This window comes from Tessaracoccus oleiagri, from assembly GCF_900103275.1.
Classification (GTDB): Bacteria; Actinomycetota; Actinomycetes; order Propionibacteriales; family Propionibacteriaceae; genus Arachnia; species Arachnia oleiagri.
Genome location: NZ_FNGP01000002.1, coordinates 462,699 through 478,447 on the forward strand (window position 1 = coordinate 462,699; position 15,749 = coordinate 478,447).

General features: G+C 69.8%; 18 protein-coding genes. 13 read left to right on the forward strand and 5 right to left on the reverse strand.

Annotated elements, in window-relative coordinates; genetic code table 11:
- Positions 1–7: 7 nt before the first annotated feature.
- The 3 genes from BLR46_RS07180 to BLR46_RS07190 are packed head-to-tail and all read left to right on the forward strand — an operon-like array spanning position 8 to position 2,174.
- Positions 8–745 (forward strand): hypothetical protein, encoded by a 738-nt coding sequence (locus BLR46_RS07180; RefSeq protein ID WP_093250422.1) that lies wholly within the window; start codon positions 8–10, stop codon positions 743–745.
- A complete protein-coding gene (gene xseA, locus BLR46_RS07185; protein WP_093250423.1) occupies positions 746–1,972 on the forward strand; it encodes an exodeoxyribonuclease VII large subunit in 1,227 nt (408 codons plus the stop codon). It abuts the gene before it with no gap.
- On the forward strand, positions 1,965–2,174 hold the full coding sequence (locus tag BLR46_RS07190; RefSeq protein WP_093250426.1) for an exodeoxyribonuclease VII small subunit: 210 nt from the start codon (positions 1,965–1,967) through the stop codon (positions 2,172–2,174). The genes xseA and BLR46_RS07190 overlap by 8 nt, the downstream gene beginning before the upstream one ends.
- Before the next feature lie 23 nt (positions 2,175–2,197).
- Here the strand turns inward: BLR46_RS07190 and BLR46_RS07195 are convergent, their stop codons facing one another.
- Entirely contained in the window at positions 2,198–2,830 is a 633-nt protein-coding gene (locus BLR46_RS07195) for a DUF4245 domain-containing protein (RefSeq protein ID WP_093250430.1), read from the reverse strand.
- Positions 2,831–2,858: 28 nt separating this feature from the next.
- Here BLR46_RS07195 and BLR46_RS07200 point away from each other — a divergent pair, with 28 nt between their 5' ends.
- Positions 2,859–3,365 carry a flavodoxin family protein gene (locus tag BLR46_RS07200; RefSeq protein WP_093250433.1) on the forward strand — a complete coding sequence of 169 codons (507 nt, stop codon included), beginning with the start codon at positions 2,859–2,861 and terminating at the stop codon, positions 3,363–3,365.
- Between the two features lie 3 nt (positions 3,366–3,368).
- On the opposite strand, the gene BLR46_RS07205 is transcribed toward BLR46_RS07200, so the two are convergent.
- Positions 3,369–4,169 (reverse strand): isoprenyl transferase, encoded by an 801-nt coding sequence (locus BLR46_RS07205; protein ID WP_093250434.1) that lies wholly within the window; start codon positions 4,167–4,169, stop codon positions 3,369–3,371.
- A 96-nt stretch (positions 4,170–4,265) separates the two neighbouring features.
- Here BLR46_RS07205 and trhA point away from each other — a divergent pair, with 96 nt between their 5' ends.
- The 4 genes from trhA to BLR46_RS07225 all read left to right on the forward strand — a co-directional run bounded on the left by trhA (position 4,266) and on the right by BLR46_RS07225 (position 9,241).
- Positions 4,266–4,946, forward strand: coding sequence for a PAQR family membrane homeostasis protein TrhA (gene trhA / locus BLR46_RS07210; RefSeq protein WP_093250437.1), 681 nt, complete (start codon positions 4,266–4,268; stop codon positions 4,944–4,946).
- A 222-nt stretch (positions 4,947–5,168) separates the two neighbouring features.
- A complete protein-coding gene (gene phoH2 / locus BLR46_RS07215; protein WP_218118374.1) occupies positions 5,169–6,503 on the forward strand; it encodes an RNA 5'-3' helicase PhoH2 in 1,335 nt (444 codons plus the stop codon).
- Between the two features lie 10 nt (positions 6,504–6,513).
- The gene (locus tag BLR46_RS07220; protein WP_093250439.1) at positions 6,514–7,263 is read left to right on the forward strand and encodes a YwaF family protein; all 750 of its coding nucleotides are present in this window, start codon (positions 6,514–6,516) and stop codon (positions 7,261–7,263) included.
- A gap of 61 nt (positions 7,264–7,324) precedes the next feature.
- The gene (locus BLR46_RS07225) at positions 7,325–9,241 is read left to right on the forward strand and encodes a BCCT family transporter (protein WP_218118375.1); all 1,917 of its coding nucleotides are present in this window, start codon (positions 7,325–7,327) and stop codon (positions 9,239–9,241) included.
- 8 nt (positions 9,242–9,249) lie between these two features.
- Here the strand turns inward: BLR46_RS07225 and BLR46_RS07230 are convergent, their stop codons facing one another.
- A complete protein-coding gene (locus BLR46_RS07230; protein WP_093250445.1) occupies positions 9,250–11,259 on the reverse strand; it encodes a thioredoxin domain-containing protein in 2,010 nt (669 codons plus the stop codon).
- A gap of 179 nt (positions 11,260–11,438) precedes the next feature.
- Here BLR46_RS07230 and BLR46_RS07235 point away from each other — a divergent pair, with 179 nt between their 5' ends.
- Genes BLR46_RS07235 through greA form a run of 3 tightly spaced genes read left to right on the forward strand, consistent with a single transcriptional unit; the run spans position 11,439 to position 12,889 of the window.
- Complete coding sequence (locus BLR46_RS07235) at positions 11,439–11,966, forward strand: rhomboid family intramembrane serine protease (protein WP_342689728.1); 528 nt, start codon at positions 11,439–11,441, stop codon at positions 11,964–11,966.
- Between the two features lie 2 nt (positions 11,967–11,968).
- Positions 11,969–12,373 (forward strand): DUF4307 domain-containing protein, encoded by a 405-nt coding sequence (locus tag BLR46_RS07240; RefSeq protein WP_176761694.1) that lies wholly within the window; start codon positions 11,969–11,971, stop codon positions 12,371–12,373.
- A 12-nt stretch (positions 12,374–12,385) separates the two neighbouring features.
- Positions 12,386–12,889: a transcription elongation factor GreA gene (greA, locus tag BLR46_RS07245; RefSeq protein ID WP_093250449.1), complete on the forward strand. Its 504-nt coding sequence runs from the start codon at positions 12,386–12,388 to the stop codon at positions 12,887–12,889.
- Positions 12,890–12,961: 72 nt separating this feature from the next.
- Here the strand turns inward: greA and BLR46_RS07250 are convergent, their stop codons facing one another.
- Together BLR46_RS07250 and BLR46_RS07255 are read right to left on the reverse strand one after the other, a co-directional pair.
- Positions 12,962–13,408 (reverse strand): DUF2089 domain-containing protein, encoded by a 447-nt coding sequence (locus tag BLR46_RS07250; protein ID WP_093250451.1) that lies wholly within the window; start codon positions 13,406–13,408, stop codon positions 12,962–12,964.
- 2 nt (positions 13,409–13,410) lie between these two features.
- Complete coding sequence (locus BLR46_RS07255) at positions 13,411–14,238, reverse strand: hypothetical protein (protein WP_093250454.1); 828 nt, start codon at positions 14,236–14,238, stop codon at positions 13,411–13,413.
- An 87-nt stretch (positions 14,239–14,325) separates the two neighbouring features.
- Between BLR46_RS07255 and BLR46_RS07260 the strand changes: the two genes are divergently transcribed.
- Positions 14,326–15,003 carry a uracil-DNA glycosylase gene (locus tag BLR46_RS07260; RefSeq protein WP_093250803.1) on the forward strand — a complete coding sequence of 226 codons (678 nt, stop codon included), beginning with the start codon at positions 14,326–14,328 and terminating at the stop codon, positions 15,001–15,003.
- Between the two features lie 31 nt (positions 15,004–15,034).
- Positions 15,035–15,709, forward strand: a complete 675-nt coding sequence (gene msrA, locus BLR46_RS07265) for a peptide-methionine (S)-S-oxide reductase MsrA (RefSeq protein ID WP_093250457.1) — start codon at positions 15,035–15,037, stop codon at positions 15,707–15,709.
- Positions 15,710–15,749 lie beyond the last annotated feature (40 nt).

Below are 15,749 nucleotides of genomic sequence, written 5' to 3' on the forward strand. Positions count from 1 at the left end.
GACCTCCATGGAATCGCCGGAGCTCAAGACCCTCGGATTCGCCACCGACAACCCCACCAAGCTGCTGACGGCCGCCGTCGCCACCGGCCACGTGCACGGCATGCAGAAGGTGCCGGGCTTCGACCTGATCGGGGCCTTCGACGACCCCTCCGGCGCCCGCCTCTCGCTGGTGCGCCGCAAGGGCCACGACGTGCGCGCCGTACCCGCGCTGGCCTCCTCGGAGACGCACCGCGCGGCCGTCTACCGCGTCAACGACCACCTCGCGCACGCCTCGCTCTTCCTCGACGACGACCAGACCCTCGAGCTGATCGTGAGCGTCGACGACCCGACCCAGTACCCCGAGCGCAGCGAGAAGGAACCCGGCACCTTCGCCGTCATCCAGGCGCTCAGCCTGGGCGCGATCGCCATCCGGGCCGACGTCTACGCCGACGAGGCCGACTTCGAGGCCAACCGGCCGGACGAGGACCGCGAGTGGTCGTCGCGGGCGCTCGCCTCGCCGTCGGTCGCCGTGGAGCCGATCCTGTCGAAGACCGACATCAGCGCCCGCGCCTACGCGAGCTTCGTCGTCGAGAGCGCGTGGAAGCGCAAGAACGAGCTCACCGGGCGCGAGTTCTGGTACGGGATCGGGCTCTCGCGGGTCCGGTTGGCATTCGCGCTGCCCGGCGACGTGGAACTGCAGCCCGGCAACGTCGTCATCGGCACCTTCACGCTCACCGCCTCGTCGGGCCTCTGGGACCGCGCGTAGATGGCGCTCCCCAACTCCAAGGAGTCGCCCCAGCCGCTCGGCCGGATCGTGATGGGCGTCAAGGACTGGATCGGCCGACTCGGCGAGGTCTGGGTCGACGCCCAGGTGGTGGAGATCAAGCGGCGCAACGCCCCCACCCAGTTCCTCACCCTCCGCGACCGCATGGCCGACATCTCCGCGCAGGTGACCACCACGTCACTGGTGCTCGACTCCGCCGGCCCGGTGCCGGAGGGGTCGCGCGTGGTGGCCCGGCTGAAGGCGCGCGTGTGGGAGCGCAACACGTCGCTCAGCTTCGAGTGCCTCGAGCTGCACGTGGCCGGCGAGGGCCGGCTGCTGGCCCAACTGGAGCAGCTGAAGCGCAAGCTCCAGGCCGAGGGGCTGTTCGACCCCCTGCGGAAGAAGCGGCTCCCCATGCTCCCGCGCGTCATCGGGCTCGTCACCGGCCGTGACTCCGACGCGGAGCGCGACGTGTTGACCAACATCGAGCGACGCTGGCCCGCCGCCCAAGTGCGGGTCGAGCACGCGCTCGTCCAGGGCGTGAACGCCGCGGAGTCGGTCATGACCGCGCTGGCCAAGCTGGATGGCGACCCGCACGTCGACGTCATCATCATCGCCCGCGGCGGCGGCTCGATGGAGGACCTCCTCCCCTTCTCCGACGAGGGCCTCGTGCGGGCCGTCGCGCGCGCCACCACACCGGTCGTCTCCGCCATCGGCCACGAACCCGACACCCCGATCGTCGACTTCGTCGCCGACGTGCGCGCCTCCACCCCGACGGACGCGGCGAAGCGGGTCGTCCCCGACGTGGCGCAGGAACTCGGGATCGTCGACGACCTGCGCCGGAGGCTGCGGCAGGCGGTCGTCGGCCGGCTCGACCGCGAGCAGCGGCAGCTCGACGAGGTCCGCTCCCGCCCCGTGCTGGTGGACCCGACGAGCGCGTTCGACGCCCACTACGAGCGGCTCGGCTTCCTGCGCCACCGCCTGCGCACGACGATCGAGTCGCGGCTGCGCGACGACCAGGCCGACGTCGCGCGCCTGCTCGCCGGCGTGCGGGCCATGTCCCCCATGCGCACCTTGGAGCGCGGCTACGCCGTCCTCGTCGCCGATGACCACCGCACCGTGTCCTCGGTCGCCGACGCGGCGACCGGCCAGCGCGTCCACGCGCACCTGTCCGACGGCGAGCTGACGCTGGACGTCGCCGACATCACCGAGAGGAGCCGTCATGGCTGAGAAGCTGACCTACGAGCAGGCGCGCGAGGAGCTGGCGGCCGTGGTGCGGAAGCTGGAGTCCGGCGGCGCCCCGCTGGCCGACTCGATCGCGCTGTGGGAGCGCGGTGAGGAGCTGGCGAAGCTCTGCCAGGAGTACCTCGACGGGGCGAAGGCCCAGGTCGCGAAGGCCAGGGCGGCCGAGCAGGATCGCGCCGACGACTGAGTCGCGCTCCCCCGTCGCGGCGCCTACTCGGTGGTCAGCGACGTGACGAAGGCCTCCACGGCCTCGAGATCGGTGTCGGCGGCGACGATGGAGATGACGTCCCCGTCGCGGGCGACAAGGCTCGTCGTGCGGCCGTCCTCCGACTCGTACGCCTCCCAGTTCCGGTCCAAGGCCTGGACGGTGTCGCCCGTGGGCTCGCCGTCGCGGGTCACGTCCGCGATGAACAGCCGCTCGTTGCGATCCTTCTGCTGCACCCCGTAGTAGATGCCGTCGGGTCCCAGGTAGCCCACGAGCCACGAGTTGCCGTCTGCGGGTTCGCCACCCATCCAGTTCTCGCCGTCCGCGGCCCACGCGACGCGGACCGGCTTCCAGGGTTCGGGGAGGTTGTTCGCGCGCAGGATCGCGTAGGGCGATTCCGCCTCGGCCCGGGCGAGCAGCGGCGCCACGTCGACGGCCTCGGCCTGCGGCTCCGGGTTGTCCGTGAAGAGCCACACGATGACGAGGATCGGCACCAGCAGTACCGCCATGGAGATGATCATGTCGCGGGACTGGGACTTCGCGTTCGGGCGGGCCATGTCGGCCATCTTGGCACGCCGCCCAAGGGGAGTCACCTCGTCGGCCCTCGGGCTGCGCGGGCGGAGCGGCAGTCGTAACATTGAGGCATCCTTCTAGCCAAGGGCAGCCATGAAGAGCTTGGTCATCTACGAATCGCTCTGGGGGAACACCGCAGCCGTCGCGCAGGCGATCGCGGAAGGCATCGGTGACGGGGTGAAGTTGGGATCGACGGGGGACGTCACCTCCGAGGACGTGGCCGACGCCGACTTGATCGTCGCCGGGGCGCCGGTCTTCGCCTTCCATCTCTCCTCGGACCGCGTGCGCGAGGACATCGAGGCCCACCCGGATCCCGGCGCTCCGCCGCCGGACCTCTCACACCCCTCGCTGCGCTCCTGGCTCGACTCCCTGCCGGCGGGGACCGCCGCGTGCGCGGCGTTCGACACCCAGGTCCGCGGGCCGTTCGGCAAGGGCGCACCCACCATCGCGAAGGCGTTCACGGCGAAGGGCTACCGACTGCTCGCGAAGCCCGAGGGGTTCTACGTCGAGGGCAAGCAGGGGCCGCTGCGGCGCGGCGAAGTGGATCGGGCCCGTCGCTGGGGCGAGGAACTGCGCAGGCTCTGCGGGTCGCAGCGCTGAGCGTCAGCGCCCGAAGCGACGCTCGCGCTGGGTGTAGGCGCGCAGCGCGCGGATGAAGTCGGTGCGGCGGAAGTCCGGCCACAGCGCCTCGCAGAAGTAGTACTCGCTGTGCGCCGACTGCCAGAGCAGGAACCCCGACAGCCGCTGCTCGCCCGAGGTGCGGATGATGAGGTCGGGATCCGGCTGGCCCTTGGTGTAGAGGTGCCCGGAGATCTCGTCGATCTCGAGCGTCTCGGCGACGTCCTCCAGCGACTTGCCGTCGGCGGCCTTCTCGCGCAGCAGCGAGCGCACCGCGTCGCGCAGCTCGTGCCGCCCCCCGTAGGAGACCGCGACGTTGACGTGCATGCCGTCGACGTGGTCCGTCCGGGCGGACGCCTCCCGAAGCGATCGTGCGATGTCGTCGGGGAGGAGTTCGAGGTCGCCCACCGCCTGGACGTTCCAGCGTCCGGTGGCGGAGAGGTCGTTGACGAGCGAGCAGATGACGTCGAGCAGCGGCTCCAGCTCGTCGTCCTGGGAACGGCTCAGGTTGTCGGTGCTGAGCACCCACAGGGTGACGACGTGGAGGCCCGCCTCGTCGCACCACTCGACGAATTCCTTCAGCTTCGCGGCCCCGGCGCGGTAGCCGGCGACGAGCGGCTCCCCCGGCGCGTTCAGCCGCGCCCACCGACGGTTGCCGTCGGCGAGGACGGCGACGTGCTGGGGCAGGCGGCTGCGGTCGAGGTGGTCGAGCAGCTGCCGCTCGTAGGTGGTGTAGAGCCACTTGGGCGGCCACCAGCGGTCGATCAGGTGGCGCAGTCGGGGCATATCTGGGATTCTAACCACGTCCGGCCCCTCCGCTTGGAAACCGGGTGCGCCACATGTAACCTACGGTTACGTAAGTTACTCAACCGTAGGTTTGGCATGGCTCGTTCTGATCCCGCAATTTCCGCAGCCGCACCTGCTGCTGCGCCGGCGAAGCCGCTCCTGCGCGGCTGGCTCCACCTCGGCATGGCGCCGATCATCCTCGTCGTGGGTGTGCTCCTGACGGCGCTCTCCCCCACCATCGAGGGGCGCATCGGCGCGGCGGTCTACACGCTGTCGGCCGTCATGTTGTTCGGCACCAGCGCGGCCTACCACCGCGGCAACTGGACCCCCAGCACGCTGGCGGTGTTCCGTCGCCTCGACCATTCCAACATCTTCATCTTCATCGCCGGCACCTACACCCCCTTGGCCCTGAACCTCCTCGACGGCAGCGCCCGCTGGACGCTGCTCGCGATCGCCTGGACCGTCGCGACCCTCGGCGTCGGCTTCCGCCTCGCCTGGCTCAGCGCCCCCCGGTGGCTCTACACCGTGCTCTACGTCGCCATGGGCTGGATGGCGGTCGGCTGGATGCCGCAGCTGTGGGCGGCCGGCGGCCCCACCGTCGTGCTGCTCGTCATCGTCGGCGGCCTAATCTACTCCCTCGGCGCCGTGGCGTACGCGACGAAGCGGCCGCAACTGAGCGCCCGGTGGTTCGGCTTCCACGAGGTCTTCCACACCGCGACGATCCTCGCCGCGATCTGCCACCTGGTCGCCATCTGGCTGTCGGCGTTCGCCGCCTGAACCCGCCGGGCCGCGCCGCCCCTTCGAGACGCGACTTCGTCGCTCCTCAGGGATCGTGCCGACCAAGGTGAATTCTTGGTGACATGGGCCCTGCAATCCGCGGCACGGTTGGGACGCGCGGTTATCGTCGAGACATGGAGAGAGCCTCCAGGAAGTTACGTCCAACCCCCTGACCGAATCCACGGGGGAAGGGCACGTGCCGCCCCCGCGAAGGGAGCAATCGTGCTCGACGTCACCGCCCATGAATCCGTGGCAACGCCCGCCACGAACGACCAGGCGATCCGGACCTACGTGATCGACACCTCCGTCCTCCTCTCCGATCCCAAGGCCGTGCTCCGGTTCGCCGAGCACAACGTGGTCCTGCCGATCGTCGTCATCACAGAGCTCGAGGCCAAGCGCGCTCACATGGAGCTGGGCTACTTCGCCCGGCAGGCGTTGCGGCTCCTCGACGAGTTGCGGGTCGAGCACGGGCGCCTTGACGCGCCCATCCCGATCAACGACGAGGGCGGCAACCTCCGCGTCGAGCTCAACCACACCGACGAGCGATCGCTGCCGGTCGGGTTCCGGCTGGGCGACAACGACTCGCGCATCCTCGCCGTCGCGCTCAACTACGCCAACGAGGGCCACGACGTGGTGCTGGTCTCCAAGGACCTGCCACTTCGCGTCAAGGCGGCCTCCGTGGGACTCGCGGCCGAGGAGTACCGCAACGAGCTGCCCCTCGAGGCCGGCTACAACGGGATGGCGGAGCTGCAGGTGACCAGCGAGGAGATCGACGCGGTCTACAACGACTTCAGCGCCGAGATCGCCTCGGCCGCGGGTCTGCCGACGCACTGCGGCGTGCAGCTGCACGGCCCGTCGTCGAAGGCGCTCGGGCGCGTCCTGCCCGACGGCAGGGTGAAGCTCGTCAAGCAGGATCGCGAGGTGTTCGGCATTCGGGGAAGGTCTGCCGAACAGCGCGTGGCGCTCGACCTGCTGATGGACGAGTCGATCGGGATCGTGTCGTTGGGCGGCCGGGCGGGCACCGGCAAGTCTGCGCTCGCGCTCGCCGCCGGTTTGGAGGCGGTGCTGGAGCAGCGCAAGTACAACAAGGTGATGGTGTTCCGCCCGCTGTACCCGGTGGGCGGCCAGGAGCTCGGCTACCTCCCCGGCAGCGCCGACGAGAAGATGCAGCCGTGGGGCCAGGCGGTGTTCGACACCCTCAGCTCGGTGACGAACAAGTACGTGATCGACGAGATCGTCCAGCAGGACATGATCGAGGTGCTGCCGATCACCCACATCCGCGGCCGGTCGCTGCACGACGCGTTCGTGATCGTCGACGAGGCACAGTCGCTGGAGCGCAACGTGCTCCTCACGGTGCTGAGCCGCGTCGGCATGAACTCGCGCGTGGTCCTCACCCACGACGTGGCGCAACGCGACAACCTGCGGGTAGGCCGCTACGACGGCATCGTCGCGGTGATCGAGAAGCTGAAGGGCAACCCGTTGTTCGCGCACATCGCGCTGCAGCGCTCGGAGCGTTCCGCGATCGCGGCCCTCGTCACCAGCATGCTGGACGGCTAGCCTCTCCCGCATGAGCGAGTACTGGGCGAGGGAGTGGGCCGGCGAGCCCTTTCGGCTGTTCGGGACCTCGCATCTGGTCCTGCTGCTGACGGTGGCGGTCCTCACCGCCACCGTCACCCTCCTCGGGCCACGGGTCCCTGCTCCCACCAGGCTTCTCATCCGACGTGCGGCCGCGGTCGTGCTCGTGCTCAACACCGCCGTGTGGCACCTGTGGAACGTCGCCGTCGGGCTCTGGACCCTCGACACCATGCTGCCGCTCCACCTCTGCTCGGTGATGTCGCTGGTGGCTGCCGTGGCGCTGTGGACCGGGCACCCGTGGCTGGCGACGGCGACGTGGCTGCTCGGCAGCCCGGGTGCGCTGCAGGCGCTGCTCACACCGGAGGTCGCGCCCTACGGGTTCCCGCACTATCGGGTGCTCCAGTCGTGGAGCCAGCACTCGCTGCTGTGGCTCGCGGGCTTCTGGCTCGTGTTCGCCGAGGGGATCCGCCCGACGTTCCGGCGCACCGTGCAGGTGTGGCTGGCGCTGCACGCCCTGGCCGCGGGAGTGTTCGTCGTGAACCTCGCGGTGGGCAGCAACTACCTGTTCCTCAACCGGAAGCCGGAGTTCGCGTCGGTGCTGGACCTGCTGCCGCCCTGGCCGACGTACCTGTTGGTGTTGGAGGGCCTCGTCGTGTTCCTGCTCCTGGCGTTCTGGCTGATCGGCCGGGCCCCCGCCGGGCGCCGGCAGCCGTCGGTGGAGGATGCCTTGGTCTCCCGGTAGCGTGGGGTGCTCCCGATTTCCCGAGGAGTACCGAACCGTGTCTTCTGAACAAGATCGCCATGTGCAATCGCCCTCCCCAGCGCCCCGCGGCGCGCGGGCGACGATGCGCGCGGCCGGCAGAGTCTTCCAGGACATCCGCTATCCGCACGGCATCCATCCCGCCCTCGTCCCGGGCGTCGACATCGAGCAGCAGAGGGTGCGCTACGGCGTCGACAAACTCGTCGTCGCGGTCGTTGCCCTGGTCGTCGGCGCCTTCATCGTGTGGGGCGTCACCAGCCCGGACCAGGTGCTGGAGGTCAGCTCCGCCGGTGTCGGCTGGGTGATGGACAACCTCGGCTGGGTCTTCTCCATCATCGCGATCGGCACGCTACTGTTCCTGCTCGGCCTCGCGCTCTCGAAGTACGGCCGCATCCCGCTCGGTCTGGACGGGGAGAAGCCGGAGTACTCGACGGTGTCGTGGGCAGCGATGCTGTTCGGCGCCGGCATCGGCATCGGCATCATCTTCTGGGGTCCGCTGGAGCCGCTCACGTACTACGTGAGCCCCCTGCCCGGCCTCTACGAGCCGGGGACCGCGGAGGCGGTGAAGGGCGCGATGGCGCAGGCGATCCTGCACTGGGGCCCCAGCGCGTGGGCCATCTACGCCATCGTCGGACTGACCGTGGCCTACGTGTCGTTCCGCAAGGGGCGCGTCCCCCTCATGAGCTCGGTGCTGGCACCCTTGTGGGGCGGGCACAGCAAGGACCCGGGCTCGCGCATCATCGACAGCCTCGCGATCCTGGCCACACTGTTCGGCACCGCTGCCGCCCTCGGCATCGGTGCGCTCCAGATCGGGCGTGGCGTCTCGATCGTCTCGGGATGGAGCCCCGAGGGCAACGCACTGGCGCTCGGCATCATCGTCGTCCTCACGATCGGCACCATCGTCTCGGCCGTCTCCGGCGTGGCGAAGGGCATCCGCTGGCTGTCCAACGTCAACCTCGTGCTGGCCGTCGTCCTGGCCGTGTTCTTCTTCGTCGTCGGCCCGACGGTCTTCCTGCTCAACATCATCCCCGGCGTCGTCGTCGAGTACTTCGACAACCTGCCTTCGATGTTGGCCGCCACGACGGTGGACTCCGAGGAGACCAAGGCGTTCCTGTCGAGCTGGACCGTGTTCTACTGGGCGTGGTGGGTGAGCTGGGCGCCGTTCGTCGGTGTCTTCACGGCCAAGATCTCCCGCGGCCGCACCATCCGGCAGTTCCTGCTCGGCGTGATCCTCATCCCTTCCAGCATCGTCGGCCTGGCGTTCATCATGCTCGGCGGCACCGCCATCTGGTTCCAGCACAACACCGGCCAGCTCGTCCCCGGCAACGACCCCGCCAACCTGCCCGCCCCCGAGGCGGCGTTCTTCGAGGTGCTCGACCTCATGCCCGGCGCCAACTGGATCATTCCGGTGGTGCTGGTGATGCTGGCGATCTTCTTCATCACGTCCTCTGACTCGGCCTCGCTCGTGAACTCGCAGTTCTCGCAGCAGGGCAACCCGAACCCGCGCCGCGGGATCACCGCGTTGTGGGCCGTCCTGATGGCCGGCATCGCCGCGGTGATGCTGCTCACCGGCGGCCGCAGCGGCCTGCAGGGCATGCAGAACATGGTGATCATCTCGGCCTTCCCGTTCGCGATCGTCCTGATCGCGATGGGGGTGGCGCTGATGCGGGAGCTCCGGCTCGACCCGATGATGATCCGCGCGGAGTACGAGCAGGCGGCGGTCGCGAACGCCGTGCGGCACGGCATCGCGGAGCACGGCGACAACTTCGAGCTGTCGATCGACCCCGTCGAGCCGGACAACGAGCGCGGCGTGGGCCACCACTTCGACTCCACCGCCGACGAGATCACCGAGTGGTACGCGCGGACCGACGAGGACGGCAACCCGATCGAGTACGACTACGAGACGGGCCGCTACCTGGACGACGACGGCAACCCGCTCGAGCCCGAGCGCCAGACCTGAGCCGAGGCTCAGACGCGGCTCCACAGCGGCGTCTTGAGCAGGTTGTAGTCGTCGACCGGGTCGAAGCAGACGGTGCCGCGGCAGACCCAGACGCTGCGGCGGTCCCGTCCCTCCAGGTGCGAGCCGAACCCGTCGGTGCCGGCGGGGGCGGCGAGCACCGCGGAGCCTGCGGGCGCGAGCCGCCAGGCGGCCCGGACCAGCTCGTCGAACGGGTCGTCGGTCACCACGACGACGACCGCCGGCTTCAGGCCGCGGCGCGCGTCGTCGGAGATCAACAGGTCCTCGAGCGCCGACCCCGCGAACCGAGGGTGCTCGGCGACGGTGCCCCACGTCGTGCGGGCGGCCAGGTCGGCGCGCTCGACGAATTCGGGGCGCTCCGCGAGGAGGCCGACGAGCCGGAGCGCCTTCACGAGGGCGGCGGTGCCCGAAGGTGTGACGTTGTCGGTGAGCGAACGGGGCCGGCGGAACAGGCCGGTGTCGACCGCGTCGTAGAAGCCCCCGTCCTCATGCGAGAACTTCGGCAGGGCCGCCTCGAGCAGGGCGACGGCGCGCTCCAGCCAGGCGGGGTCCCCCGTCGCCCCGGCCAGCAGCGCGAACGCCTCGGCGACGGCCCCGTAGTCCTCGGCGGCGCCGTCGGGACCGGACGCGTCGCCCTCGAACGAGGACCGCTTCAACTCGTCGCCGCTCAAGTGCACGTCGACGAGGTAGCCCGCCGCCCGCTTCGCCATGTCCAGCCAGCCGGGCTCGTTGAAGATCATGGCGCCGGCGATGAGCGACGAGATGGTCCAGCCGTTCCAGGCGGCCACGACCATGCGGTCGGTGGCGGGGCGGAACCGGTTCGAGCGCTCGGCGAGCAACACGTCGGTGACCCGCTGGAGGCGGGCGAAGTCGGGGCGCCCGCGGAGCTGGAGGGTCGAGAGCCCGTGCTCGAAGGTGCCGCCCTTGGTGACGTGGAAGACCTCCCCGGCCCACTCGGCGTCCTCCGCCCCGAGCGCGTCCTCGAGCAGGTCGGGCGTCCAGACGTAGTAGATGCCCTCGTGGACGGAGCCTCGGATGTCGGTGGAGTCGGCGTCGAGGGCGGAGTAGAAGGCACCGGCGTCGCTGGTCATCTCGCGGGCGAGGAACTCGACGATGCCGTACGCGGTCCGCTCGAGGAGTGCGCGCAGCCCGGAGTCGTGGTCCGCGGTGCGGCGCCAGCCGCGGACGTAGCTGCCGAGCAGGAGCGCGTTGTCGTAGAGCATCTTCTCGAAGTGCGGCACCACCCAGCCGGCGTCGACGGAATATCGGTGGAATCCGCCGCCCACCTGGTCGTGGATGCCGCCGCGGGCCATGGCCTCCAGCGAGCGCTGCGCCAGCTCGAGGCTCTTCGGATCGCCCTTGACGAGGAGCGCGTCGATGAGCGTCGGGGCGGGGAACTTCGGCGCCGTGCCGAAGCCGCCGTGCACGAGGTCGAAGTCGGCCTCCACCTTATTGATGGTCTCGCGCAGGTCCGGGGCCTTCTCGGTCTCCTCGATGGTGACCTGCTCGAGCTGCCGGGCGATGTAGTCGGCGCTGGTGACGAGCTGGTCCCGGCGGTTCTTCCAGGCGAGCACCATGGCCTCGAGGACCTGCCGGAACGACGGCTGGCTCGGGTGCGGCTCCGGCGGGAAGTAGGTGCCGGCGAAGAACGGCATCGCGTCGGGGGTGAGGAACAGCGTCATGGGCCAGCCACCGGCGCCGCCGTTCATCACCTGGGTGACCGTCATGAAGGTGGCGTCGACGTCCGGCAGCTGCTGGCGGTCCACCTTGACGTTCACGAAGTTGTGGTTCATCAGCTTCGCGATCTCGGGGTCGTCGAAGCTCTCGTGGCTCATCACGTGGCACCAGTGGCACGAGGCGTAGCCGATGGACAACAGGATCGGCACCTCGCGACGGCGCGCCTCAGCGAGGGCTTCGTCGCCCCACTCCCACCAGTCGACGGGCTGCTGCGAGTGGAGCCGGAGGTAGTCGCTGGCGGAGGACTCGAGTCGGTTGGCCATGCGCCCAAGGCTACCGGCCCCGCCGGGGCTCGCCGCCGCGAGGCCGGGCCGCCGCTTCGGGCGCGTGAGAGACTGGCCCCATGACGCTTCGACCACGCTCTGGGGTGACCACCGAAGGGGGCCGGGAGCCCGGCCAGCTCGGGAAGGCGGTGGCGGCGAACGGCGGCGCCGTCGGGCTCATGTGGGTGCTGGAGGGGATCGACCAACTCACCCGCAACAGCCTCGACCAGTTCGGCATCGAGCCGCGCGACGTCAACGACCTCGGCGACATCTTCCTCGCCCCATGGCTCCACTTCGGCTGGGCCCACCTGATCAGCAACTCGGTGCCGTTCCTCGTCCTCGGCATCCTGATCTACCTGTCCGGCGCAGCCCGGTGGCTCGTCACGCTGGTCGTGACGATCATGGTCTCCGGCATCACGGTGTGGCTGCTGGCTCCCCCGTCGTCCATCACCGTGGGCGCCTCCGGCATCGTGTTCGGCTTCCTCACCTACCTGCTCGTGCGGGGCTTCTTCACGAAGAAGCTCGGCCAGATCGGCATCGCTGTGCTGGTCATGATCGTCTACGGCGGGGTGCTGTGGGGCGTGCTGCCCACGCAGTCGGGGGTCTCGTGGCAGGCGCACCTGGGCGGCGCCGTCGGCGGCGTGCTCGCAGCGTGGCTAATGCACGCCAGGCGCGACCGACCCTCGCGGCGCAGGGCACAATATTGAGCGTGACCAGCACCGACGAAGCCCGCATCGCCCGCCGCTACCCGAAGCGCACCGTATTCGACTACCTGCTCTTCGGGGGCCTCGGGCTGGGCGTCGCGCTGACGATCGTCATCGCGGCGGTCGCGGGCGTGCAGCAGTCGAACCCGCCGGTCGCGGCCATGGTGCGCAGCTTCGAGGTCGTCTCCCCCACCCGGATCGACGTGGAGCTCGTCGTCCAGCGCGAGGACCCCTCCAAGGCCGCCGAGTGCTCGGTGTTCGCGCAGGCCGGCAGCTACGAGGAGGTGGGCGAGGCCGTCCTGCAGATCCCGCCGGCCGAGGACGGGCTGAAGCCGTACAGCTTTTCCGTGACCACGGTGAAGGAGGCCGCCGCCATCGATGTGGAGGGCTGCCGCATCGTGGGCCGGTGATAGGCTTGCTGGATGTCTGATACCAATTCCAACGTCGTTTGGCTGACACAAGAGGCCTACGACAAGCTCGAAGCCGAGCTCAACGAGCTCAAGACCGTCGGCCGTCCCGAAGTCAGCGCACGCATCGCCGCCGCGCGCGAGGAGGGCGACCTCAGCGAGAACGGCGGCTACCACGCCGCCCGCGAGGAGCAGGGCCAGATGGAGGGCCGCATCGCCCAGCTGGAGCAGCTGCTGCGCCAGGCGAAGGTCGGCGAGCCCGAGGGCCACGCCGACGAGGTCGCCCCCGGCAAGCTCATCACCATCGCCTACGACGGCGACCCCGACGACACGGACACGTTCCTGCTGGGCTCCCGAGAGGTGCTCGCAGTCGACGACTCCGTCGAGCACGCGGTCTACTCGCCGCAGTCGCCCCTCGGCGCCGCGATCCTGGGCAAGCGGATCGGCGACGAGGCCAGCTACGAGGCGCCCAACGGCAAGACCATCAGCGTCAAGGTGACCGCGGTCGACGTCCTGTAGCCACACCCACTCAGACATGGGAGATCGCGCCGGGACAACCCCGGCGCGATCTTCGTATGTCACCGACTGCGGCTACTCGCTGCTGCCGAGCAGCTTGGCCGCATCGGCCGCGCTCAGCTCGCCGGTGGCGACGCGCGCCAGCAGGTCGTCCTGCTGCGAGAGCGGCAGCCCGTACTCGGACTCCTCCTGGTCGGCCGACCACTCCTCCGCCCGCTGCGGCACGACGGCGGGCTCCTCGTCGCCCTTCGGCGTGAGGCCGAGCTTGGCGAGCACCGCGTCGTATCGCGAGCGGGCCGTCGGGTACGACACCTTCAGGTGCTTCTCCACCTCGCGGAGGTTGCCGCGCGAGCTGAGGAAGACGCGCAACAGGTCCAGTTCCGGGTCGTCGAGCCGGTCGAACTCCGTGCCGGCGAACTGGCCGCGCAGTTCTGTCCCGCAGTGCAGGCAGCCCTTGCTGACGGTGATCAGCTCGTCCCCGCAGACGGGGCAGTCGGACGGCGCGTGGTACATCTTCGCCATGCTCACTCCTCCACCTTGATCGCGGCCATGCCCATCAGGACGCTCACCTCGAGGCGGGCGCCGCCGTTGCCGACGACGTACTCGTCCACGTCACCGCCGGAGTGCGGCCACGCGATGCGGCCGAGCTTCGCGTCGCCCCGCACGGCGACGTTGGCGCCGCGGGTCAGCGTGACGCTCAGCGAGCCGGACTCGACGCGCAGCCTCGACCTGCCGGAGCTGATGGGCCCCTCGACGCTCACGCTGCCGGCCTGCGCCAGCAGGTCCTGGACCTCGATGACGTCCTCGAGGCTCGAGCCCGCCGCGGTGACGCGCACGCGCCCGAAGCGCGGGACCTTGGTGGTCTTCAGCCCGCCGGTGGTGAGCTCCACGTCGACGATGAGCTTGGGGTTGATCTTGATGACGAGTTCCTTGCCGAGCGCGATGTCGCTGAGGTGCTCCATCTTGTGTGGCGGCCGGATGATGGAGAACCCGTCGAAACGGGGCCCGATCTCGCCGTTCGCGGTGATCTCCATGACCGTGCCGGTGCGGCGCAGGATGTGCTGGCCCTCCACGCTGAGCGTGGCGATGGTGGGGTCGCCCTCGATGCGGACGCGGCGGCCGGTGGCCTGGATCTTGACGCGGTCCAGTCCGCCGGGGCGGGAGCCGGGCTCGCCCTCGGGTTCGGTGTCGTGGGAGGGGCCGGCCTTGGGTTCGCCGCCGAACTCCTTCTGGGCCTCGGCGGCCATGGCCGCGACCTTCTTCAGTTCCTCGATCCGGCGGCTCGCTTCCTCCGCCGTGATCTTCCCCTCCGCCAAGTCATTGAGGATGGGTTCGAAATTTAGCTTCGCCATGTTCCAAAGTGTAAACCCCTCCTTTCCATTCCGGAAGGTTGTCGTGCGAACTGCACCGCTGGTTTGTGTTGTGGCAGAGTGCTGCTCATGCCCGCACCCCTGCACGAACTCGTCGCGCCCGACTGGGCCGAGGCCCTCGCTCCCGTGGAGCCGCGCATCCAGGCGATGGGGCGCTTCCTGCGCGACGAGCTGGCGGCGGGGCGGCAGTACCTCCCGTCGGGCGACAACGTGTTGCGCGCCTTCAAGCTGCCCCTGGCGGAGGTGCGGGTGCTCGTCGTGGGGCAGGATCCCTACCCCACCCCCGGCCACGCGGTCGGGCTCTGCTTCTCCGTGGGGCGCGACGTGCGGCCGCTGCCGAAGTCGCTGGTCAACATCTACAAGGAGCTCGAGACGGACCTCGGCATCCCGCCCGCTCCGCACGGCGACCTCACCCACTGGTTCGAGCAGGGCGTGCTGCTGCTCAACCGCGTGCTCACGGTCCGGCCCGGTGCACCCGCCTCGCACCGCGGCAAGGGCTGGGAGGACGTGACCACCCGCGCGGTTGAGGCGCTCGCCGCCCGGGGTGGGCCGCTCGTCGCGCTGCTGTGGGGGCGCGACGCGCAGTCGGCGGAGTCGTTGTTGCCCGGCGTGCCGGTGGTGAAGAGCGCCCACCCATCGCCACTGTCGGCCCACAACGGCTTCTTCGGATCGCGTCCGTTCAGCCGGGTCAACGAGGCGCTCACGGCCCAGGGCGCGGACCCGATCGACTGGCGCCTGCCCGCCTGATTCCCTTGCGCGCCCCGCATACGCTTGGGGCATGGATATCGACGTCATGGGCTGGATCCAGCGCACGCTCAAGCCGCACATGGTCTCCCCCGACGAGGCGCTCCCCGGCCGCGACACCCCGATCCTCGACCCGATGCCCCGGCACGAGATCTTCGGCCTGCCGCTCGACGAGGAGCCGGAGGGGTCCGAGGTCGCGTACTTCGCGCTCGGCTGCTACTGGGGCGAGGAGCGGATGTTCTGGGAGACCGAGGGTGTGCTCAACACCGCGGTCGGCTTCATGGGCGGCTTCACCCCCAACCCCACGTATCGCGAGTCCTGCACCGGCCAGACCGGGCACACCGAGACCGTCAAGGTGGTCTACGATCCCCGACGGGTCAGCTACGACGACCTGCTCAAGATGTTCTGGGAGGCGCACGACCCCACCCAGCTCAACCGGCAGGGCAACGACATCGGCACCCAGTACCGCTCCGCCATCTTCCCCGTGAACGACGAGCAGCTCGCCGCCGCGGAACGCTCCCGCGAGGTCTTCCAGCAGAACCTCCACGAGGCCGGCTACGGCGACATCACCACCGAGATCACCCCCGGGCAGACGTTCTACTACGCCGAGGTGGAGCACCAGCAGTACCTGCACAAGAACCCAGGCGGCTACTGCCCCGTGCACGCCACCGGCGTGAAATGTGGGCCTCGCCCGGATCAAGCATCCTGATCACCGTGGCCTGAGCGACGGAAATCAGGATGTGAAACCT